This is a genomic window from Citrobacter sp. Cu233 (assembly GCF_030332225.1).
GTDB lineage: Bacteria > Pseudomonadota > Gammaproteobacteria > Enterobacterales > Enterobacteriaceae > Citrobacter.
In genome coordinates this window covers 353,943-375,426 of sequence record NZ_JAOWIF010000033.1, presented here as the reverse complement: position 1 = coordinate 375,426, position 21,484 = coordinate 353,943, and the positions used below count along the sequence as shown (strand labels likewise).

The 21,484-nt window shown below is 52.9% G+C and carries 19 protein-coding genes and 1 other RNA gene; 8 read left to right on the top strand and 12 right to left on the bottom strand.

The annotated features are described in order from the left end of the window. Positions 1 to 76: 76 nt before the first annotated feature. From ubiH to OGX95_RS11915, 3 genes are read right to left on the bottom strand one after another with little or no spacing between them, the layout of a single operon-like run. A complete protein-coding gene (ubiH, locus tag OGX95_RS11925) occupies positions 77 to 1,255 on the bottom strand; it encodes a 2-octaprenyl-6-methoxyphenyl hydroxylase (protein ID WP_286629555.1) in 1,179 nt (392 codons plus the stop codon). Then, complete coding sequence (gene pepP / locus OGX95_RS11920; RefSeq protein ID WP_286629554.1) at positions 1,252 to 2,568, bottom strand: Xaa-Pro aminopeptidase; 1,317 nt, start codon at positions 2,566 to 2,568, stop codon at positions 1,252 to 1,254. Before pepP ends, ubiH begins: the two co-directional genes overlap by 4 nt. A 25-nt stretch (positions 2,569 to 2,593) precedes the next feature. After that, positions 2,594 to 3,172 carry a YecA/YgfB family protein gene (locus OGX95_RS11915; protein WP_003026978.1) on the bottom strand — a complete coding sequence of 193 codons (579 nt, stop codon included), beginning with the start codon at positions 3,170 to 3,172 and terminating at the stop codon, positions 2,594 to 2,596. Between the two features lie 166 nt (positions 3,173 to 3,338). Here OGX95_RS11915 and zapA point away from each other — a divergent pair, with 166 nt between their 5' ends. From zapA to OGX95_RS11900, 3 genes are all read left to right on the top strand, one after another. Then, positions 3,339 to 3,668 (top strand): cell division protein ZapA, encoded by a 330-nt coding sequence (gene zapA / locus OGX95_RS11910; protein WP_006686880.1) that lies wholly within the window; start codon positions 3,339 to 3,341, stop codon positions 3,666 to 3,668. A 41-nt stretch (positions 3,669 to 3,709) separates the two neighbouring features. Next, positions 3,710 to 3,893, top strand: a non-coding RNA gene (gene ssrS, locus OGX95_RS11905) — 6S RNA. A 19-nt stretch (positions 3,894 to 3,912) separates the two neighbouring features. Continuing rightward, positions 3,913 to 4,509, top strand: a complete 597-nt coding sequence (locus OGX95_RS11900; protein ID WP_286629553.1) for a 5-formyltetrahydrofolate cyclo-ligase — start codon at positions 3,913 to 3,915, stop codon at positions 4,507 to 4,509. A 382-nt stretch (positions 4,510 to 4,891) separates the two neighbouring features. Here the strand turns inward: OGX95_RS11900 and serA are convergent, their stop codons facing one another. Together serA and rpiA are read right to left on the bottom strand one after the other, a co-directional pair. Continuing rightward, the gene (gene serA / locus OGX95_RS11895) at positions 4,892 to 6,124 is read right to left on the bottom strand and encodes a phosphoglycerate dehydrogenase (protein ID WP_043017518.1); all 1,233 of its coding nucleotides are present in this window, start codon (positions 6,122 to 6,124) and stop codon (positions 4,892 to 4,894) included. A gap of 270 nt (positions 6,125 to 6,394) precedes the next feature. Further along, the gene (rpiA, locus tag OGX95_RS11890; protein ID WP_003026986.1) at positions 6,395 to 7,054 is read right to left on the bottom strand and encodes a ribose-5-phosphate isomerase RpiA; all 660 of its coding nucleotides are present in this window, start codon (positions 7,052 to 7,054) and stop codon (positions 6,395 to 6,397) included. Between the two features lie 170 nt (positions 7,055 to 7,224). Between rpiA and argP the strand changes: the two genes are divergently transcribed. The 5 genes from argP to scpC all read left to right on the top strand — a co-directional run bounded on the left by argP (position 7,225) and on the right by scpC (position 13,772). Then, positions 7,225 to 8,118, top strand: a complete 894-nt coding sequence (argP, locus tag OGX95_RS11885) for a DNA-binding transcriptional regulator ArgP (protein ID WP_286629552.1) — start codon at positions 7,225 to 7,227, stop codon at positions 8,116 to 8,118. Positions 8,119 to 8,351: 233 nt separating this feature from the next. Next, on the top strand, positions 8,352 to 10,496 hold the full coding sequence (scpA, locus tag OGX95_RS11880; RefSeq protein WP_286629551.1) for a methylmalonyl-CoA mutase: 2,145 nt from the start codon (positions 8,352 to 8,354) through the stop codon (positions 10,494 to 10,496). Next, complete coding sequence (gene meaB, locus OGX95_RS11875; protein WP_286629550.1) at positions 10,489 to 11,484, top strand: methylmalonyl Co-A mutase-associated GTPase MeaB; 996 nt, start codon at positions 10,489 to 10,491, stop codon at positions 11,482 to 11,484. The genes scpA and meaB overlap by 8 nt, the downstream gene beginning before the upstream one ends. Positions 11,485 to 11,494: 10 nt before the next feature. Then, a complete protein-coding gene (gene scpB, locus OGX95_RS11870) occupies positions 11,495 to 12,280 on the top strand; it encodes a methylmalonyl-CoA decarboxylase (RefSeq protein WP_271454888.1) in 786 nt (261 codons plus the stop codon). A 19-nt stretch (positions 12,281 to 12,299) separates the two neighbouring features. Continuing rightward, entirely contained in the window at positions 12,300 to 13,772 is a 1,473-nt protein-coding gene (gene scpC / locus OGX95_RS11865; RefSeq protein ID WP_502872778.1) for a succinyl-CoA:acetate CoA-transferase ScpC, read from the top strand. On the opposite strand, the gene srsR is transcribed toward scpC, so the two are convergent. The 7 genes from srsR to epd form a co-directional block, all read right to left on the bottom strand. Then, positions 13,769 to 14,665: a LysR family transcriptional regulator SrsR gene (gene srsR / locus OGX95_RS11860; protein ID WP_271456174.1), complete on the bottom strand. Its 897-nt coding sequence runs from the start codon at positions 14,663 to 14,665 to the stop codon at positions 13,769 to 13,771. The genes scpC and srsR overlap by 4 nt on opposite strands. Before the next feature lie 121 nt (positions 14,666 to 14,786). Beyond that, a complete protein-coding gene (locus tag OGX95_RS11855) occupies positions 14,787 to 15,518 on the bottom strand; it encodes an oxidative stress defense protein (RefSeq protein WP_286629548.1) in 732 nt (243 codons plus the stop codon). Between the two features lie 237 nt (positions 15,519 to 15,755). Further along, a complete protein-coding gene (argO, locus tag OGX95_RS11850; protein ID WP_286629547.1) occupies positions 15,756 to 16,391 on the bottom strand; it encodes an arginine exporter ArgO in 636 nt (211 codons plus the stop codon). A 190-nt stretch (positions 16,392 to 16,581) separates the two neighbouring features. Next, positions 16,582 to 17,442 carry a small-conductance mechanosensitive channel MscS gene (locus OGX95_RS11845; RefSeq protein ID WP_286629546.1) on the bottom strand — a complete coding sequence of 287 codons (861 nt, stop codon included), beginning with the start codon at positions 17,440 to 17,442 and terminating at the stop codon, positions 16,582 to 16,584. Between the two features lie 190 nt (positions 17,443 to 17,632). Next, complete coding sequence (gene fbaA, locus OGX95_RS11840) at positions 17,633 to 18,712, bottom strand: class II fructose-bisphosphate aldolase (RefSeq protein WP_003027029.1); 1,080 nt, start codon at positions 18,710 to 18,712, stop codon at positions 17,633 to 17,635. A 215-nt stretch (positions 18,713 to 18,927) separates the two neighbouring features. Further along, entirely contained in the window at positions 18,928 to 20,091 is a 1,164-nt protein-coding gene (gene pgk, locus OGX95_RS11835) for a phosphoglycerate kinase (RefSeq protein WP_003027032.1), read from the bottom strand. A gap of 48 nt (positions 20,092 to 20,139) precedes the next feature. Continuing rightward, positions 20,140 to 21,159 (bottom strand): erythrose-4-phosphate dehydrogenase, encoded by a 1,020-nt coding sequence (gene epd, locus OGX95_RS11830; RefSeq protein WP_137382634.1) that lies wholly within the window; start codon positions 21,157 to 21,159, stop codon positions 20,140 to 20,142. Positions 21,160 to 21,484 lie beyond the last annotated feature (325 nt).

Sequence of the window (21,484 nt, the reverse complement as noted above, 5' to 3'; positions counted from 1 at the left end):
ACGCAGCGCCATCAGGCATTTTTGCGGGGACCCTTGCCGGATGGCGGCTTTGCCTTATCCAACCTACAGGTCATATTTATCGCGCAACCCAACCGAGGGTCCGCTCCGCCAACGCATCGCGCGCGGGTGTGAATAATTCCATCGCCATCAGTCCGGCATTACGCCCAACGACCAACGGAGCCCAGCGATTGGCAAACAGATACACCAGACTGTTGGTGACACCAATCGTCACCTCGCGATCGCTCTGACGACGCTGTTGATAACGCGACAGCACCGCATAATCGCCCACATCTTCTGCGTCATCCTGGGCCTGAGTCAACGTTTCGGCAAGACTCATGGCATCACGAAGCCCAAGGTTAAAACCTTGTCCGGCAATAGGATGCAGCGTCTGCGCCGCATTACCCACCAGCACCGTACGATGGGTAATCGCTTTCAGCGCGGTTGTTAAAGACAGCGGGTAAGCGCTGCGTTTGCCCGCTTGTGTAATGCGGCCCAGTCGCCAGCCAAATGCGCGTTGCAGTTCGCAGCAAAACTGTTCATCTGACCAGGACATGATCTCTTCACGCTTCTCCAGCGGATGACACCACACCAGCGAGCATCGCCCCTCCGCCATTGGCAACATGGCCAGCGGACCATGCGGCGTGAAACGCTCATAGGCGCGCCCCTCGTGAGGAACGGAAGTCGTGACGTTAGCAATGACGGCCAGTTGTTCATACGGCTGTTGCTGCCAGTCAACCCCACAGGCCGTCGCCAACGCAGAACGCGTACCGTCGGCAGCCACCAGCAGATGCCCCGTAATCGTTTCGCCATTTTCCAGTGTAACATCAACACGTTCTTGCGTGCGCGACACGCTGGCGACACGAGCGGGACAGTGCAATGTGACACCCGGCGCTTTACGCAGCAGCGCAAACAGACGTAGCCCCACATCGTGCAGTTCTACCACCTGACCGAGCGCTGAAATTTGGTATTCCTGCGCATCCAGCGTTACGAATCCGGCATGTCCACGATCACTGACGTGTACCGTTTTGATTGCCGTTGCGCAATCGGCAATCGCCTGCCACACGCCAATTCGCGCCAGTTGTTGGCAGGTTCCTGCCGCCAGCGCAATTGCCCGGGCGTCAAATCCCGGGTGGCGATCGGTTTCAGGTTCACTCGCTTCTATCAGATGAACAGGCAGCGTCCCATGGCTTAGCGCTGAAATGGCCAGCGCCAGCGTCGCGCCGACCATGCCACCACCGACGATAATCACGCTCATTGCAGTCGCGCCGCTGCCATCAGGGCTTCAATGTCATCCGCCTTCTTGACCACTCCAGCGGTCAGATTTTCATTACCGTCTTCGGTAATAAGGATGTCATCTTCAATACGAATGCCAATACCGCGGTAAGCAGGAGGTACATCGGCATCCGGAGCGATATACAACCCAGGCTCAACCGTGAGCACCATTCCCGGCTCCAGAATACGCGAACGATCCTGACCATAAACACCGACGTCATGGACATCCAGACCCAGCCAGTGGCTGAGACCATGCATAAAGAAAGGTCGGTGCGCATTCTCGGTGATCAACTGTTCGACTTCACCATGCAGGATACCAAGCTTTACCAGGCCGGTAATCATGATGCGCACCACTTCGCCAGTCACCTCCTGAATGGAAGTCCCCGGACGATACAGACGCAGGCTGGTTTCTAACGACTCTAGCACGATGTCGTAGACCTCACGCTGCGCAGGTGTAAATTTACCGTTAACCGGGAAGGTGCGCGTGATATCGCCCGCGTAGCCTTTGTATTCGCATCCGGCGTCAATCAGCACCAGGTCGCCATCACGCATTTCACTTTCGTTTTCGGTGTAATGCAGGATACAGCCGTTTGCACCGCTGCCAACGATGGTGTTATAGGATGGGTAACGCGCACCATGACGGGTGAATTCGTGATGGATTTCCCCTTCCAACTGGTACTCAAACATCCCCGGGCGGCATTTTTCCATTGCCCGGGTGTGTGCCAGTGCGGTAATTTCCCCAGCCCGGCGCATAACAGCAATCTCTTCTGGCGATTTAAACAGACGCATCTCATGCACCATCGGACGCCAGTCGATAATTGCTGCAGGCGCTGTCAGATTCTGCCGGGAACCTTTACGCAGCTTATCCAGCGCCGTACTGACAATCTCGTCTGCCCACGTATACTCACCCTGAGCGTGATACACCGCGTCAAGGCCATTCAGCAGCAGGTGCAATTGTTGGTTGATTTCACTGAAGGCTAGCGCCCGGTCAACGCCCAGTTTTTCCGGTGCGGCATCCTGCCCCAGACGACGGCCAAACCAGATCTCTGCGGTCAGGTCGCGAACCCGATTGAACAAAACGCTATGGTTGTGTGTGTCATCACTTTTAATCAGCACCAGCACAGCTTCTGGTTCGTTAAAACCGGTGAAGTACCAGAAATCGCTGCTCTGGCGGTACGGATATTCACTGTCCGCGCTGCGTGTCGCTTCCGGTGCAGCGAAAATTAACGCAGCACTGCCGGGCTGCATTTGCGCCAACAAAGCCTGGCGGCGGCGTAAGTATTCTTGCTGAGTCATGACACTCTCCCTGGCGTTGTTGTTCTTAGTGCAGAGTCGGTTTACGGACTTCCGGTGCGGTCGGTTGCTGACGCGTGAATGTGTCATGGCACAGCAATGCGGCAACACGCACGTATTCGATGATCTCTTCGAGCGACATTTCCAGCTCTTCCTGATCTTCGTCTTCGTCATAGCCCAACTGGGCGATATTACGCAGATCATCGATCGCTTCGCCGGTTTCACCTGTCACTTTGTCGAGCTTGGGCTGTGTAACCCCAAGGCCCAGCAAAAAGTGGTTTACCCAGCCTGCCAACGCATCGGCGCGATCGAACACGCTAACGTCATCGCCTTCAGGCAGATAAAGCTGAAAAAGGAAGCCATCATCTTCCAGTGCATCGCTGGTGGCAGAGTGCATTTTCAGCAGAGCCTGAGCCAGCTCGTGACCAAAAGCCAAACCTTCGTTCGTCAGGTCGTGCAACAGCGGCTGCCATGAGCTGTCGTTGTTGCCACCGCAAATCATCCCGCTGATCAAACCGTGCATTTCGGCGGGGGTCAATCCGGCCCCTTGTTGGTTCAAAAACTGGCTAACTTCGTTGTAACCAGGCATTTCGTTCTGTATAGACATAAGCATTCGTCATCAAAGGGAGGATATTCATGATATGCTACCACTTTGGACCCTGGTGGACCAGAAAAGGGCTTGTATCTTGATACCAGGGTAGCTATAGTGTCGCCCCTTCGCGGACCCACGGTCTGGAGACGAAGGCAGCGCAGTCAATCAGCAGGAAGGTGGCATGTCTGCACAACCCGTCGATATCCAAATATTTGGCCGTTCACTGCGAGTGAATTGCCCGCCTGAACAAAGGGATGCGTTGAATCAGGCTGCGGACGATCTGAATCAGCGATTGCAAGATCTGAAAGTTCGCACTAGAGTCACAAATACTGAGCAGCTGGTTTTCATCGCCGCGTTGAATATCAGCTATGAATTAACTCAGGAAAAAGCGAAGACGCGTGATTACGCGGCGAGCATGGAACAACGTATTCGGATGCTACAACAGACCATCGAACAAGCGTTGCTTGATCAGGGTCGCATAACCGAAAAAACGGGCCAAAACTTTGAATAACACTTTTCGGTTTACTGTGGTAGAGTGACCGTGAAGACAAAATTTCTCTGAGATGTTTGCAAGCGGGCCAGTCCCCTGAGCCGATATTTCATACCACAAGAATGTGGCGCTCCACGGTTGGTGAGCATGCTCGGCCCGTCCGAGAAGCCTTAAAACTGTGACGACGCATTCACCTTGAACCAAGGGTTCAAGGGTTACAGCCTGCGGCGGCATCTCGGAGATTCCCTTCTACCTGGCAACAGCCATGACACTACTTTCTGAACTTTCTATATCCCGGCAAGAAATACGTCAACTCATTCGGCAACGCCGCCGTGCATTAACGCCTGATCAACAAAGACATTTCGGCCAGCAAGCCGCGACCAGAATGCTGAGTTTTCCCCCAGTGGTACTCGCTCATACTGTGGCGGTGTTTCTTTCTTTTGATGGCGAACTCGATACCCAACCGTTAATCGAACAGCTCTGGCGGGCTGGCAAGCGCGTCTATCTCCCGGTTCTTCATCCCTTCAGCCCCGGTAACTTATTGTTCCTGCACTATCATCCTCAGAGCGGGCTGGTCACTAATCGCTTAAAAATCCAGGAACCACGACTTGATGTACGCGACGTATTGCCGCTGGCAAAACTGGATGTGCTGATTACGCCGTTAGTAGCATTTGATGAGGAGGGGCAAAGACTGGGCATGGGCGGCGGTTTTTATGACCGCACGTTACAGAACTGGCAGCAGCATCGGATCCAACCCGTTGGCTACGCGCATGACTGTCAGTTAGTGGAAAAACTGCCTGTCGAAGAGTGGGATATTCCCCTGCCTGCGGTGGTGACGCCGTCAAAAGTGTGGGAATGGTAACCGTTTTTTGCCAATTGACAGCGTCGCTTTTTTGACCTAAATTCCTCGGTGAAGGGTGAGGGAGGCGAACCTCCCTCCTGCGTACTCGCTGTTAATATGCTGGGCAAGCGATGATTAACAGGATCAGCAGCATGATGACGGCTCTCATCATCGTCCCTTTCCTTTTCATAGCCCCTGCTTTGGTAGGGGCTTTCCCGTTTTCAGCACTCTGCTGAGCCCCTATCGTAAATTCCTTTTATTGCTGTACAACATGCAACGCTGCCTTTAGTTGCCAATTGCGGCAAGGCTCGAAAACAGAATGTAGGCGTTACAGGAGGAGAGGTTGAGGCAGGGAAAGCAGAGGAAAGATGGGCAGGTCAACCGCCTGCCCATCCAGAGGAAATTAGTACAGCAGACGGGCGCGAATAGTACCCGGCAACGCTTTCATTGCCAGCAACGCTTTCTCCGCCACATCTTCATCCGCTTCAATATCAATAACCACATAACCAACCTGGGCGGAAGTCTGCAGATACTGCGCGGCAATGTTGACGCCCTGCTCGGCAAAAATCTGGTTCAGCGCGGTCAGTACGCCTGGACGGTTTTCGTGAATGTGCATCAGACGACGACCGCCGTGCAGCGGTAGCGAAACTTCCGGGAAGTTCACGGCAGACAGCGTAGAGCCATTGTCGGAATACTTCGTCAGTTTACCCGCAACTTCCAGGCCGATGTTTTCCTGCGCTTCCAGCGTAGAACCACCGATATGCGGCGTCAGGATCACGTTATCAAAATCACACAGCGGCGAGGTGAACGGATCGCTGTTAGATGCAGGCTCCGTTGGGAAGACGTCGATGGCCGCTCCCGCCAGATGTTTCGTTGCCAGCGCATCACACAGCGCAGGGATATCGACAACCGTACCGCGTGCGGCGTTGATCAGCAGTGCGCCTGGTTTCATCAGCGCAATCTCATGCGCGCCCATCAGATTTTTGGTGGAGGCGTTTTCCGGCACGTGGAGGCTGACCACATCGCTCATATTCAGCAGGTCGGAAAGATGCTGTACCTGTGTGGCGTTGCCCAGCGGAAGTTTATTTTCAATATCATAGAAGTAGACATGCATCCCCAGCGATTCCGCCAGAATGCCCAACTGAGTACCAATGTGGCCGTAGCCGATAATCCCCAGTTTTTTGCCACGCGCTTCAAAAGAACCGGTAGCCAGTTTATTCCACACGCCGCGGTGCGCTTTGGCGTTCGCTTCCGGCACGCCACGTAGCAGCAGCAGAAGTTCGCCAATCACCAGTTCGGCAACGGAACGCGTGTTAGAGAATGGCGCGTTAAACACGGGGATCCCGCGTTTTGCCGCCGCGCTCAGATCAACCTGATTGGTGCCAATGCAGAAGCAGCCAATCGCGACCAGTTTCTCTGCGGCGTCAATCACATCTTCAGTCAGATGGGTTCGGGATCGCAGGCCAATGAAGTGGGCATCACGGATGGACTCTTTCAGCTGTTCAGTGTCCAGAGCGCCTTTATGAAACTCGATGTTGGTATAACCTGCTGCACGAAGGCTTTCGAGTGCTTTTTGGTGCACACCTTCAACCAGCAGAAATTTAATCTTATCTTTCTCCAGTGATACCTTTGCCATTTCCCGACCCTGTCTTTTTTTGTTCAAACTGATGTGTTGTGTGTGGGATTTTCATCCTCCTCTTCAACATATCAAAAAATAATATTGCGGCAATATGAACGTTTGCGTCGTCATGCTGAGGAAATGTCATTCAGCGGGAATTGTCAGAGGAAAATACTGGCGATAACTTTTTCTTTGGAGGGATCGGCAGGACAATATTATAAACGTGACACAAGTCACCAAATTTGCCCTGCCAAAATTTTTTTAACGGGAGAAGGCTCTCCCGTCAGATCATTTTACGATAGTTTTCACGCCGTCCGGTGTGCCAATCAGCGCCACATCCGCACCACGGTTGGCGAACAGACCTACCGTTACTACGCCCGGAATCGCATTGATGGCGTTTTCCATGGCCACGGCATCAAGGATCTCCAGGCCGTGCACATCAAGGATCACGTTACCATTGTCAGTGACCACACCCTGACGATATTCAGGACGACCACCCAACTTCACCAGTTGACGCGCGACTGCGCTACGCGCCATTGGGATCACTTCCACCGGCAGCGGGAAGTTGCCAAGAATATCGACTTCTTTGGACGCGTCCGCGATGCAGATAAATTTCTTCGCCACGGAAGCAATGATTTTTTCACGAGTCAGCGCTGCGCCGCCGCCTTTGATCATCTGCATATGTCCGTTGATTTCATCCGCCCCATCAACGTATACGCCAAGGCTGTCCACTTCGTTAAGATCGAATACGTGGATACCAAGGCTTTTCAGTTTTTCAGTCGATGCGTCCGAACTGGACACTGCGCCTTCAATCTGACCTTTCATTGTGCCCAGCGCATCAATAAAGTGTGCGGCTGTTGAACCGGTACCTACGCCCACAATGGTGCCGGGCTGTACATACTGAAGTGCCGCCCATCCTACTGCTTTTTTCAGTTCATCCTGCGTCATGATCGTTTCGCCTGTGGTGTGAATATGGTGGGAAAATTCACGCGCATTATAGAACATTGTGCAGAAAAATGTTCCCACACCCGCAAGCCGGTGGCGGATTTCGTCTTTACCCAACCTAAAATTGTGTCATAGTGCAGAACAAACAAAAATTTCAGGAGTGCGTCAGAGCAATGAAACGTCCGGACTACAGAACACTACAAGCACTGGATGCGGTTATTCGTGAACGAGGATTTGAGCGCGCAGCGCAAAAGCTGTGCATCACGCAATCCGCGGTTTCACAACGCATAAAACAGCTTGAGAATATGTTCGGACAACCGTTGCTGGTGCGTACCGTCCCCCCGCGCCCGACCGAACAAGGGCAAAAGCTTCTGGCCCTGTTGCGCCAGGTTGAACTGCTGGAAGATGAGTGGCTGGGTGATGAACAAACCGGATCCACGCCGCTGCTGCTCTCTCTGGCAGTGAACGCCGACAGCCTGGCAACCTGGTTGCTTCCGGCACTGGCGCCGGTACTGGCCAATTCACCGATTCGTCTGAACCTGCAGGTTGAAGATGAAACCCGGACCCAGGAACGTCTGCGCCGTGGTGAAGTCGTGGGGGCGGTGAGTATCCAGCATCAGGCGCTGCCAAGCTGCCTGGTGGATAAACTTGGCGCGCTGGACTACCTGTTTGTCGGCTCAAAGCCTTTTGCCGAACGCTATTTCCCTAATGGTGTTACCCGCTCCGCCCTGCTGAAAGCACCAGCGGTGGCTTTTGACCACCTCGACGATATGCACCAGGCCTTCCTGCAGCAGAACTTCGATTTGCCTCCGGGCAGCGTGCCATGCCACATCGTTAACTCATCCGAAGCCTTCGTTCAGCTGGCGCGTCAGGGCACGACCTGTTGTATGATCCCTCACCTGCAAATTGAAAAAGAGCTGGAAAGTGGTGAGCTTATCGACTTAACGCCGGGACTGTTCCAGCGCCGTATGCTCTACTGGCATCGCTTTGCACCGGAAAGCCGCATGATGCGCAACGTCACCGACGCTCTGCTGGCTTACGGTCACAAAGTACTGCGCCAGGATTAAACTGTTTATAACCTCTGAGTGCCGGATAGCGGAGTAACGCCTTATCCGGCCAACCCCGCTGTTACCGCTTTTTCATGTTATTCATTCCACGTCTTTGAAAGACATCACAAAATCGAACACACCATGCGGCAAAAAACGACGCCCTGTTGGCTATTTTTTGCTGGCGACAAGCTGACTGAAAAAGCTCACCGTATTCGTAAAGATTCAACTTATTGCGTAATACGGAGCAAAAAATGGCAAACGTACAGGAGTGGCAAACACTCGCTAATAAAGAACTCAGTCGCCGGGAAAAAACCGTCGAATCTCTCGAAAAACAGACGGCGGAAGGGATTGCCATCAAGCCGCTGTATACCGAGGCTGATCTCGACAATCTGGAAGTGATCGGTACTCTCCCCGGCCTGCCGCCGTATGTGCGCGGTCCGCGTGCCACCATGTATACCGCGCAGCCGTGGACCATTCGCCAGTATGCAGGTTTCTCAACCGCTAAAGAATCGAATGCGTTTTATCGCCGCAACCTCGCTGCCGGACAAAAAGGGCTCTCCGTCGCTTTTGATCTTGCCACCCACCGTGGCTATGACTCTGATAATCCTCGCGTGGCGGGTGACGTCGGCAAAGCGGGCGTGGCTATCGATACCGTCGAAGATATGAAGATACTCTTCGACCAGATCCCGCTGGATAAAATGTCCGTCTCAATGACCATGAATGGTGCAGTCCTGCCCGTGTTGGCGTTTTATATTGTGGCGGCAGAAGAGCAAGGCGTGACGCCGGAACAACTCACCGGTACGATTCAGAACGACATACTGAAAGAATATCTGTGTCGTAACACCTACATTTACCCGCCGAAACCCTCAATGCGCATTATCGCCGACATCATCGCCTGGTGTTCTGGCAACATGCCACGCTTTAACACCATCAGCATCAGCGGCTACCACATGGGCGAAGCCGGCGCGAACTGCGTGCAACAGGTGGCATTTACGCTGGCTGACGGTATTGAGTACATTAAAGCTGCACTCTCTGCTGGATTGAAAATTGATGACTTTGCCCCGCGCCTGTCATTCTTCTTCGGTATCGGCATGGATCTGTTCATGAATGTCGCCATGTTGCGCGCAGCTCGTTATTTGTGGAGTGAAGCGGTCAGTAGTTTTGGTGCCACCAACCCGAAATCCTTAGCCCTGCGCACCCACTGTCAGACATCCGGCTGGAGCCTGACCGAGCAGGACCCCTACAACAACGTCATTCGCACCACCATCGAAGCACTCGGCGCCACACTCGGCGGTACGCAGTCTTTGCATACCAACGCCTTTGATGAAGCGCTCGGTCTGCCCACAGATTTCTCCGCGCGTATTGCGCGCAATACGCAGATCATCATTCAGGAAGAATCGGAGATCTGTCGCACCGTCGATCCGCTGGCCGGATCGTATTACGTCGAGTCACTCACCGATCACATCGTTAAGCAGGCGCGCACGATAATCAAACAGATCGATGAAGTTGGAGGCATGGCGAAAGCGATCGAAGCCGGGTTGCCGAAACGGATGATCGAAGAAGCCTCGGCACGTGAGCAATCGCTGATCGACCAGGGCAAGCGCGTCATCGTTGGCGTGAACAAGTACAAGCTGGATAAAGAAGACGAGACATCGGTACTGGAGATCGACAACGTGAAGGTGCGCAACGAGCAGATTGCTTCGTTGCAGCATATCCGCGCAACGCGTGACAATGATGCCGTCAAAACTGCGCTGTCAACGCTGACCCACGCCGCACAGCACAATGAAAACCTGTTGGCCGCTGCAATTAACGCCGCCCGTGTGCGCGCCACGCTGGGTGAAATTTCCGACGCGCTGGAGGTTGCCTTTGACCGCTATCTGGTTCCCAGCCAGTGCGTTACCGGCGTGATTGCGCAAAGCTACCATCAGTCCGATAAATCAGCTGACGAATTTGACGCCATTGTTGCGCAAACTGCGCGGTTCCTGGCTGAGCATGGCCGTCGTCCCCGTATTCTGATCGCCAAGATGGGTCAGGATGGTCACGATCGCGGCGCAAAAGTGATCGCCAGCGCCTACTCCGACCTCGGATTCGATGTTGATCTCAGTCCGATGTTCTCCACACCGGAAGAGATTGCCCGCCTGGCAGTAGAAAACGATGTGCATGTGATTGGCGCATCATCACTGGCGGCAGGTCATAAAACACTCATCCCGGAACTGGTAACCGCGCTCGAAAACTGGGGGCGCGAAGATATTTGCGTGGTCGCGGGAGGGGTTATCCCGCCGCAGGATTACGCCTTCCTGCATGAACGTGGCGTCGCTGCCATTTATGGCCCAGGTACGCCGATGCTCGATAGCGTCCGCGATGTGTTAACCCGCATTAGCCAACATCATGATTAACGCCGCCACGCTTGAGGATGCCGTCCGGTGCCTGCGCCTGGGTGAGCGCGCCACGCTCGCGCAGGCGATGACGCTGGTCGAAAGTAGCCACCCGCGCCATCAGTCCCTGAGTACGCAATTACTGGACGCCATTATGCCATTCACCGGTCATGCCCTGCGTCTGGGTATTACCGGTACGCCGGGCGCGGGCAAAAGTACCTTTCTGGAAGCATTCGGTATGCTGTTGATCCGCAAGGGATTGAGGGTGGCAGTTATTGCAGTCGATCCCAGTAGCCCGGTTAGCGGCGGCAGTATTCTTGGCGATAAAACCAGGATGACCGAGCTGGCACGCGCAGAATCCGCGTTTATTCGCCCGGTGCCTTCAGGCGGGCATTTAGGCGGCGCCAGCCAGCGTGCGCGCGAGTTAATGCTGCTGTGCGAAGCCGCGGGCTTTGACGTGGTGATTGTGGAAACCGTCGGCGTCGGGCAGTCCGAAACCGAAGTGGCCCGGATGGTAGATTGCTTTATCTCGTTGCAGATAGCCGGTGGCGGTGACGATTTACAGGGCATCAAGAAAGGGATAATGGAGATGGCTGACCTGATCGTAATCAACAAAGATGACGGTGATAACCGCAGCAGCGTTGCCATTACCCGCCACATGTATCAATCCGCCCTACACATTCTGCGCCGCAAGTATGACGAGTGGCAGCCACAGGTTCTGACCTGTAGTGCGCTCGAAAAGCGTGGCATCGAGGAAATCTGGCAGACGATAACCGACTTCAAAGCGCGTCTTACCACCAGCGGTCGGCTGGAAAAAGTGCGTCAACAACAGGCAGTTGAGTGGATACAGAAACAAGCTGAAGAAGAAGCGCTGCATCTGCTGTTTGCCTGTGCGGATTTCGACCGCTATTTCCAGCAAACGCTACAGTCCGTGAAAAACAATGATCTTTCGCCGCGCACCGGGCTGCGGCACATTAGCGAATTTATCCAGCATCATTACTTTGAATAAAGAGAACATTATGTCTTATCAATACGTCAACGTTGTCATCATCCAGAAAGTCGCGGTCATTGAATTCAACTATGCCCGCAAGCTCAATGCCCTGAGTAAAGTATTTATCGACGATCTGATACAGGCGCTGAGCGATCTCAATCGTCCGGAAATTCGCTGCATTATTCTGCGCGCACCAGGCGGGGCAAAAGTGTTCTCTGCCGGGCATGACATTCATGAACTCCCAACCGGACGTCGCGATCCCCTCTCCTATGACGATCCGCTGCGTCAGATAACCCGCATGATCCAAAAATATCCGAAACCCGTGATCTCCATGGTTGAAGGCAGCGTCTGGGGTGGTGCATTTGAGATGATCATGAGTTCCGATCTGATTATCTCCGCTGAAACGTCCACCTTTTCGATGACGCCAGTCAACCTTGGTGTGCCCTATAACCTGGTGGGCATCCACAACCTGACCCGTGATGCAGGCTTTCACATCGTGAAAGAGCTGATTTTTACCGCCTCGCCCATTACAGCACAACGCGCCATGGCCGTCGGGATCCTTAACCATGTCGTCCCTGTCGACGAACTGGAAGATTTCACCTTGCAAATGGCGCACCACATCTCAGAAAAAGCGCCGCTGGCGATCGCCGTTATCAAAGAAGAACTGCGCGTGCTGGGTGAAGCACACACCATGAATTCCGACGAATTCGAGCGTATCCAGGGTATGCGTCGTGCGGTGTACGACAGCGAGGACTATCAGGAAGGGATGAATGCGTTTATGGAAAAACGTAAACCGAATTTTGTCGGCCACTAATTGCGGTCAGAGAAAGGAGATCGCCATGAAACGGATGAGCGCTGAAGAAGCGGCAGAAATTATCCAACACGATGATATGGTGGCATTTAGCGGATTCACACCAGCAGGCTCACCAAAAGCATTGCCGACAGCGCTTGCCCGACGCGCCTGCGAACAGCATCAGGCCGGGCAGCCCTTTCAGATTCGGTTACTGACTGGGGCGTCAATTGGCGCTGCCGCTGACGATGCATTATCAGAGGCAGATGCCGTTTCCTGGCGTGCGCCTTATCAAACCGCCTCCGGCCTGCGCGAGAAAATTAACCAGGGCCAGGTGAGATTTGTCGATCTCCATCTGAGTGAGGTTGCGCAGATGGTCAATTACGGCTTTTTTGGCGAGATCGATATTGCCGTTATTGAAGCGTCAGCCATCGCGCCAGATGGACGGATTTGGCTTACCAGCGGGATCGGCAACGCGCCAACCTGGCTGCTGCGGGCAAAAAAAGTGATCATTGAACTGAACCACTACCATAACCCGCGCGTAGCAGAGCTTGCCGACATTGTTATTCCAGGCGCGCCACCACGCCGGAACAGCGTGCCAATCTTTCATACCATGGATCGTGTAGGGACACAGTGCGTGCAGGTAGACCCGAAAAAGGTCGTTGCGATAGTGGATACCGAGCTGCCAGATGCCGGTAATGCGTCAGATAAAACGAACCCGGTCAGCCAGCAAATAGCCGATAACGTGGTCACCTTTCTGCTAGCAGAAATGGCGCACAAGCGAATTCCACCTGAGTTTTTGCCCCTTCAGAGTGGCGTTGGCAATATTAATAACGCAGTGATGGCGCGACTGGGTGAGAACCCGGATATCCCGCCCTTTATGATGTATTCAGAGGTGTTGCAGGAATCGGTGGTGTATCTGCTGGAAACAGGGAAGATAACCGGTGCCAGCGCCTCAAGCCTGACGATTTCCGCCCCATCGCTGCAGAAGATCTACGACAACATGGATTTCTTCACCAGCCGGATCGTGTTGCGCCCACAGGAGATCTCCAACAATCCGGAGATCATCCGTCGTCTGGGGGTTATTGCGCTTAATGTCGGCCTGGAGTTTGATATTTATGGTCATGCTAACTCCACGCATGTCGCGGGGGTCAATCTGATGAACGGTATTGGCGGCAGCGGCGATTTCGAACGTAACGCCTATCTGTCGATCTTTATGGCCCCGTCGATCGCCAAAGGCGGGAAAATATCCACTATTGTGCCGATGTGCAGCCATGTCGATCACAGCGAGCATAGTGTGAAAGTGATCGTCACTGAACAGGGCATTGCCGATCTACGCGGGTTATCTCCTCTGCAACGGGCACATACCATCATCAACAACTGTGCTCATCCCCTGTACCGGGACTACCTGCACCACTATCTGGAAAAAGCACCTGGTGGCCATATTCATCACGATCTCAGTCATGCCTTTGATCTGCATCGCAATTTGATCGAGACAGGCTCCATGCTGGGCTAAGTTGCCGTACCGTCACGATCCTCAGCAATATGCTGCAGCATTGTGGCGGTGTAGCGATGGTTTTTCAGCGAATACAGAAACTCCTGCATGTACATTGGGCTGCCGGGAGCATCGAAATATTTCAACTTGGCCGGATTCACTAGTCGCCATGCAAAATGTGGGATGACCGTCAGAAACTGCCCCCGCTCCACGGCGCTGATCTTGGCCATAAAGCTGTACGGGCGATAGATAATTGTCGGATTGATCCCACAGGGACGCATGTAAGCATCCAGCATCGCCTCAAAGTTGGCGCGATTCTGGAAGCGCATCTGCAACCAGGGTAGCTCACGCAGCAAATCCTGTGGTTGTTTTTCTTCGTAACGCCGGGATACCAGAAACCCCAGGCGTAACGGCGGTAATTCACTTACTGCCAGATTATCCAGCTCTTGCACCCGGGGAGACACATGCTGCGGTGAGATAATAAAATCAAGCTGTCGGTCGAACAGATTATCAATCACCCCATTTTCACTGAACTCGACGGCCTGGGCGCTGATACCATCGTACTTATCGCCAAGGCTAATCAGCTGGTCAAAAATAATGGTTGGGTAGGTGTTGTCGATGCCGATGACGATTTCCCGCGAACGACGAGAGGCATTATGAATTTCGTTATCAATAGCAGATAGCCGCTGATAGACGGGAAATAATTTCTGATACAGCTCCTGACCGGCTTTATTCAGACTGATGTTGTTATCTTTACGGGTAAACAGCGTATAGCCGATTTGATCTTCCAGTGCAGCAATGCTTTTGCCAAACGGCGATGCGGTCATGTGTATTTTTTCTGCGGCTCTGGCAATGTTATTCGTTTGCGCCAGCAGAATAAAATTACGCATCTTTTTCGAGATAAAAATATCCATAGTCACCTCATAAAATCACTACGGCATATCCTCATCAAGACAAAAAAAAGACTCGCGACGCGGTCGCATTTTTACAGTTGTTCACAGAAAAAACCCGGCGGATAAGCCGGGTCTGAAAAGATTACTGCGTTTTGGCAGGTGCTGTCGCGGGTTCTATCTGGAAAACCACATCGACCTGATCGTCAAACTGAATGACCGGCTGTTCGTAGGTCTCCTGAGCAGATGGCGCAGGAGCCGCGTCGGCTTTCATCATCCGTACCATCGGGCTCGGCTGATAATTCGAAACGTGGTAGCGCACGCTGTACACCGGACCAAGTTTGCTGTTAAAGCCCGCCGCCAGCTGTTCAGCCTGATGAATCGCATCATCAATGGCCGCTTTACGCGCCTTGTCTTTGTAAGCATCTGGCTGAGCCACGCCCAGTGACACCGAACGAATCTCGTTCAGACCCGCTTTCAGCGCGCCATCCAGCAATGCGTTAAGTTTATCCAGCTGACGCAGCGTAACCTCAACAGTACGTACCGCGCGGTAGCCTTTCAGTACGCTTTTACCATTCTGGTAATCGTAGTCCGGCTGTGTACGCAGATTGGCGGAGCTAATATCCTTCTTCGCTATCTGGTTTTGCTCAAGGAAGGAAAGATACTGCGCCACACGATCGTCGGCTTGCTTTTTCGCAGATGCTGCATCCTTCGCCGCTACATTCACTTCAATTGCCAGAGTGGCAATATCAGGTGTCGCATCGACGCTTGCCGTTCCGGAAGTCACGATGTGTGGTCCATTGGGCAATTCGTTTGCCTGTACCGAGAGTGCGCTGAATCCGACTAATGCCGCCAGGGCGATGACTTTGAACTTCACTGTCGTTCCTCCATGTTACATATACCCCTAAACTCAGGGCGCATGCAGGCAAGCTTAGCCGATCTCGCCGTGTTGTCCATCAGACAACACTTAGAGTCAGGCCCATCAGGCGTCATTGTTGCAGCCAGTTTGAACACGGACAGCGCGGAAAAACCAGAGCGTACACGTAGTACGTGAGGATGTTGAGCACTGCCCAGGGCCAAAATGGCCAATAAAATAGCCTAATGGGCCTGACTCTTAGTTGAACAGCGCATCAACGTGCGCAACACCTTCTTTTGCCAGCTGAAAAGCGATAAACCACATCACTAATCCCACCAGCGTGTTGATAATGCGCTGGGCTTTAGCCGTGCGCAGACGCGGGGCCAGCCAGGCCGCCAGCAGTGCCAGACCAAAGAACCACAGGAACGATGCGCTGACGGTTCCCAGTGCAAACCAGCGCTTAGGTTCCACATCCAGTTGACCGCCGAGGCTGCCCAGCACGACAAAAGTATCCAAATAGACATGGGGGTTTAGCCAGGTTACCGCCAGCATGGTGGCGATGATTTTCCAGCGGCCCTGCTTCATCACCTCGGCGCTGGCCAGCTCCAGGTTACTGCTCATCGCCGTTTTTAACGCACCAAAGCCATACCAGAGTAAAAACGCCACCCCGCCCCAGGTCACCAGCGCCATCAACCACGGCGACTGCATCAACAAGGCACTACCACCAAAGATACCGGCACAGATCAGCACTAAGTCGCTGATGGCGCAAAGTAAGGCAATCATGATGTGATACTGGCGACGAATACCCTGATTCATCACAAAAGCGTTCTGCGGGCCAAGTGGAAGGATCATGGCTGCACCAAGCGCAAGACCTTGAAAATAATAAGATATCACGTTATTTATCCCGAGCTATTTCTCTTAAGCGCAGACTATAGCGCGGGAAAATCATTAGCGGAAATTGATAATATTAATCAGGGATAAGAGGAATTAATACCTGGAGAGGAAATACCGGATGGCGGCTGACGTCTTATCCGGCCTGGAGATTTTGTAGGCCCGGTAAGCGATAGCACCACCGGGCACGCGATTACTCGGCCGTGTGCTCTTTCACGCGCTTGAAATTCACATCCATCTGCGGATATGGGAAGCTGATACCGTTGGCATCGAACTCACGTTTAATACGCTCCAGCACGTCCCAGTAGACACTTTGCAGGTCGCCACTGTGGCTCCAGACACGTACCACAAAGTTAATGGAGGAAGCCCCCAGCTCGTTCAGACGCACCGTCATTTCTCGATCTTTCAGGATACGATCATCAGACTGGATGATATCGGTAAGGATTTTCTTCACCTGATCGATATCGGAATCGTAGGCTACACCGATAATAAATTCGTTACGGCGAACCGGTTCACGAGAGAAGTTGATGATATTCCCGGCGATGATTTTGCCGTTTGGGATCACAACAATCTTGCCATCCACGGTACGCATGGTCGTGGAGAAAATCTGCACGTTAAGCACGGTTCCGGCTACGCCACCAAGGTCTACGTACTCACCAGCACGGAACGGGCGGAACATCACCAGCAGTACGCCCGCAGCGAGGTTAGACAACGAACCTTGTAATGCCAGACCAACGGCTAAACCTGCCGCACCAAGAACGGCAATCACCGAAGCCGTCTGCACCCCAACGCGTCCGAGGGCAGCAATCAGCGTGAACGCAATGATCCCGTAGCGCACCAGCGCAGAGAGGAAGTCGGCTACGGTCGCATCAATCTTACGCGCCACCATCAAGCGGTTAACCGTGTTCGAAACGATACGCGCCACAATCATACCGATAATAACAATGGCGATGGCCGCAACGATATTGACGGCATAGCTCAGCAGCAGTTCCTGGTTGCGGACCAGCCAGGTGCCCGCACCGTTTATGCTGTCGACAACATTCAAATCTTCCATTCAATATTCCTTTTTTGCTTACCCAAACGGGAGAAATAAAGCCCCCCCACCGGGGTGGGCAACCTGACTAGGTTAAACAAAAAAAACCAATGTTGCCAAATTGATCACAAAATTTCTGTCGTCAGCATATTGAAATCATAATAAAAAAGGCCCGCATTTGCGGGCCTCATGTCACGTAGAACGGCGTAAATTACAGAACGTCAACCGCGTTCAGTTCTTTGAAAGCCTGTTCCAGACGGGTGATCATGGTTGCCTGACCAGCACGCAGCCATACGCGCGGATCGTAGTATTTCTTGTTCGGCTGATCTTCGCCTTTCGGGTTGCCCAGCTGACCCTGCAGGTAAGCTTCGTTGGCTTTGTAGTAGTTCAGAACGCCTTCCCAGGTAGCCCATTGGGTATCGGTATCGATGTTCATTTTCACTACGCCGTAGCTTACGGAGTCTTTGATTTCCTGAGCAGTAGAACCGGAACCGCCGTGGAACACGAAGTTCAGGCTGTTGTGCGGCAGGTTATGTTTCTTAGAAACATAGTCCTGAGAATCGCGCAGGATGGTCGGAGTCAGAACCACGTTGCCCGGCTTGTACACGCCGTGTACGTTGCCGAAGGAAGCAGCGATGGTGAAACGCGGGCTGATTTTGCTCAGCTCAGTGTAAGCATAATCAACGTCTTCCGGCTGGGTGTACAGGGCAGAAGCGTCCATGTGGCTGTTGTCCACGCCGTCTTCTTCACCACCGGTGCAACCCAGTTCGATTTCCAGAGTCATGCCCATTTTGGACATACGCGCCAGGTATTTGGAGCAGATTTCGATGTTCTCTTCCAGAGACTCTTCAGACAGGTCGATCATGTGAGAAGAGAACAGCGGTTTGCCCGTTGCTGCAAAGTGTTTTTCACCCGCGTCCAGCAGACCGTCGATCCACGGCAGCAGTTTCTTCGCGCAGTGGTCAGTGTGCAGGATAACCGGAACACCGTAGTGTTCAGCCATCTGGTGAACGTGATGCGCGCCAGAGATAGCACCCAGGATTGCAGCGCCCTGAGGAACGTCGGACTTCACGCCTTTACCCGCGATGAAAGAAGCACCACCGTTGGAGAACTGTACGATTACCGGCGCTTTAACTTTTGCAGCGGTTTCCAGAACGGCGTTGATGGAGTCGGTACCTACGCAGTTAACAGCTGGCAGAGCAAAGTTGTTTTCTTTTGCTACCTGGAAAACTTTCTGTACGTCATCACCAGTGATTACGCCTGGTTTTACGAAATCAAAAATTTTAGACATTTTACGAGTCCTGTATCTTCGGCCGTTGTACACATCATCCTTCAAGCCGCCTCAGCGTTGGCTGCCTTCGCTCGCCCCAGTCACTTACGTAAGTAAGCTCCCGGGGAACTCACTCAGTTGCCGCCTTGATGCAACTCGAATGATTTTGTGTAAAGAATTGAAGCGTGCTCTGGAGCGCGCTGAAATAAGGGCAGGTTTCCCTGCCCATTAAAGTCTTACTTTTTAGCACGCTCTTCGAGCATGGCTACTGCTGGCAGTACTTTGCCTTCCACGAATTCGAGGAATGCGCCACCACCAGTCGAGATGTAGGAGATTTTGTCAGCGATGCCGAACAGGTCGATTGCTGCCAGAGTATCGCCGCCGCCTGCGATGGAGAACGCTTCGCTGTCTGCGATCGCATTAGCAACGATTTCAGTACCTTTACGGAAGTTCGGGAATTCAAACACACCAACCGGGCCGTTCCACAGAATGGTTTTCGCATTCTTCAGGATGTCAGCCAGCTGCTGTGCAGAAGCGTCGCCGATATCCAGAATCTGCTCGTCTTCTTTCACATCGCTAACGGATTTCAGAGTAGCCGGTGCAGTTTCAGAGAATTCAGTCGCTACGCGAACGTCAGTTGGAACCGGGATGTCACAAGTGGTCAGCAGACGCTTAGCTTCATCAACCAGGTCAGCTTCGTACAGGGATTTACCCACGTTGTGGCCTTGAGCGGCAACGAAGGTGTTCGCAATACCACCGCCTACGATCAGCTGATCGGCGATTTTAGACAGGGAGTCCAGAACAGTCAGTTTGGTAGAAACTTTAGAACCACCAACAATAGCAACCATCGGACGAGCAGGTTCTTTCAGTGCTTTACCCAGTGCATCCAGCTCAGCAGCCAGCAGCGGACCCGCACACGCTACATCAGCGAATTTACCGATACCATGAGTGGAAGCCTGTGCACGGTGAGCCGTGCCGAAAGCATCCATGACGAATACGTCGCACAGTGCGGCATATTTTTTGGACAGCGCTTCGTCGTCTTTCTTCTCGCCTTTGTTGAAGCGAACGTTTTCCAGAACAACCAGTTCACCGGCCGCAACTTCAACGCCGTCCAGGTAATCTTTTACCAGGCGAACCGGAGCAGACAGTTTGTCTTTCAGGTAGTTAACAACCGGCAGCAGAGAGAATTCTTCGTTGTACTCGCCTTCGGTAGGACGACCCAAGTGGGAAGTTACCATCACTTTTGCACCCTGCTTCAGGGCCAGCTCGATGGTTGGCAGAGAGGCACGGATACGCGCATCGCTGGTTACTTTCCCTTCTTTAACTGGTACGTTCAGATCCGCACGGATAAAAACACGTTTACCAGCAAGATCCAGATCGGTCATCTTAATTACAGACATGGTGAATCCTCTCGTTGATTCTTAAAGTTTTGCAAGCGCTCACGCGCCTTACCTGAAACCAATAGCAGCCATCGCTAACGTTGTGTCGAGCATGCGGTTAGCAAAGCCCCATTCATTATCGCACCAGACCAGGGTCTTGATCAGGTGAGCCCCACTCACACGCGTTTGTGTACCATCAACGATGGCGCTGTGCGGGTCGTGGTTAAAATCTACAGAGACCAACGGTAATTCCGTATAGTCAACTATACCATGAAATGCACCTTGTGCTGCTTTTTGCAGCAACTGGTTGACTTCACTGGCTTTTACCGGTTTTTTCACCGTCACGCTTAAGTCGATCGCCGTCACATTAATGGTCGGTACACGTACCGCAATCGCTTCAAAACGATCGTTAAATTGCGGAAAAATTCGTGTGATACCTGCCGCCAGTTTGGTATCAACCGGGATGATCGACTGGCTAGCCGCTCTCGTGCGGCGCAGGTCAGGATGATAAGCATCAATAACCTGCTGATCGTGCATCGCGGAGTGGATCGTCGTGACGGTACCAGACTCAATGCCGTAAGCATCATCCAGCAATTTAATGACGGGAATTATACAATTCGTGGTGCAGGAGGCGTTGGAGACGATTCGGTGCTCAGCGCGCAGTTGCTCCTGGTTAACGCCAAACACAACGGTTGCGTCGATGTCGTGACTGCCAGGATGTGAAAAGAGCACTTTTTTAGCACCAGCGGCAATATGCGCCTCGCCGTGTTCGCGATTGCCGAAAACACCTGTGCAGTCCAGCACAACGTCGACGCCCAATTCACGCCACGGAAGCGCATCAAGGGTTCGCTCATGCAGAATGCGAATCGCGTCATCGCCAACGATGAGCTGGTCACGTTCCTGACGAACATCCCAGGCAAAACGCCCATGGCTGGTGTCATATTTCAACAAATGCGCCATGCCTGCGGCATCCGCCAGTTCGTTGATAGCCACCACGGTGATTTCCGCCCGACGCCCGGATTCATACAAAGCACGAACCACGTTACGTCCGATGCGACCGAAACCATTAATCGCTACGCGTACGGTCATAGGTCTCCTGCAAGGATTTCTCAGAAACGATGTGGCTGACAGAGTAATGCAGCAAACCGTTCAGGGAAACCTTACCTGTCGCAAACTGCGACTAATTGATTAATTGTCGAACATTTAATCGACTGAAACGCTTCAGCTAGAATAAGCGAAACAAGGAATAAAAGGAATGATTGTCCAGCAACAGAACACAGTTATCTGACTTGCGTCACATTTTGAAACCCTTCACTGCTAAATTTATTCCATATTCCAGAATTGCGAATAAGCGTAGCAAGATTATTTCGTTGCTGTGTCACAAATCCTGATTTATATCAGAAAGCTCCCTAAC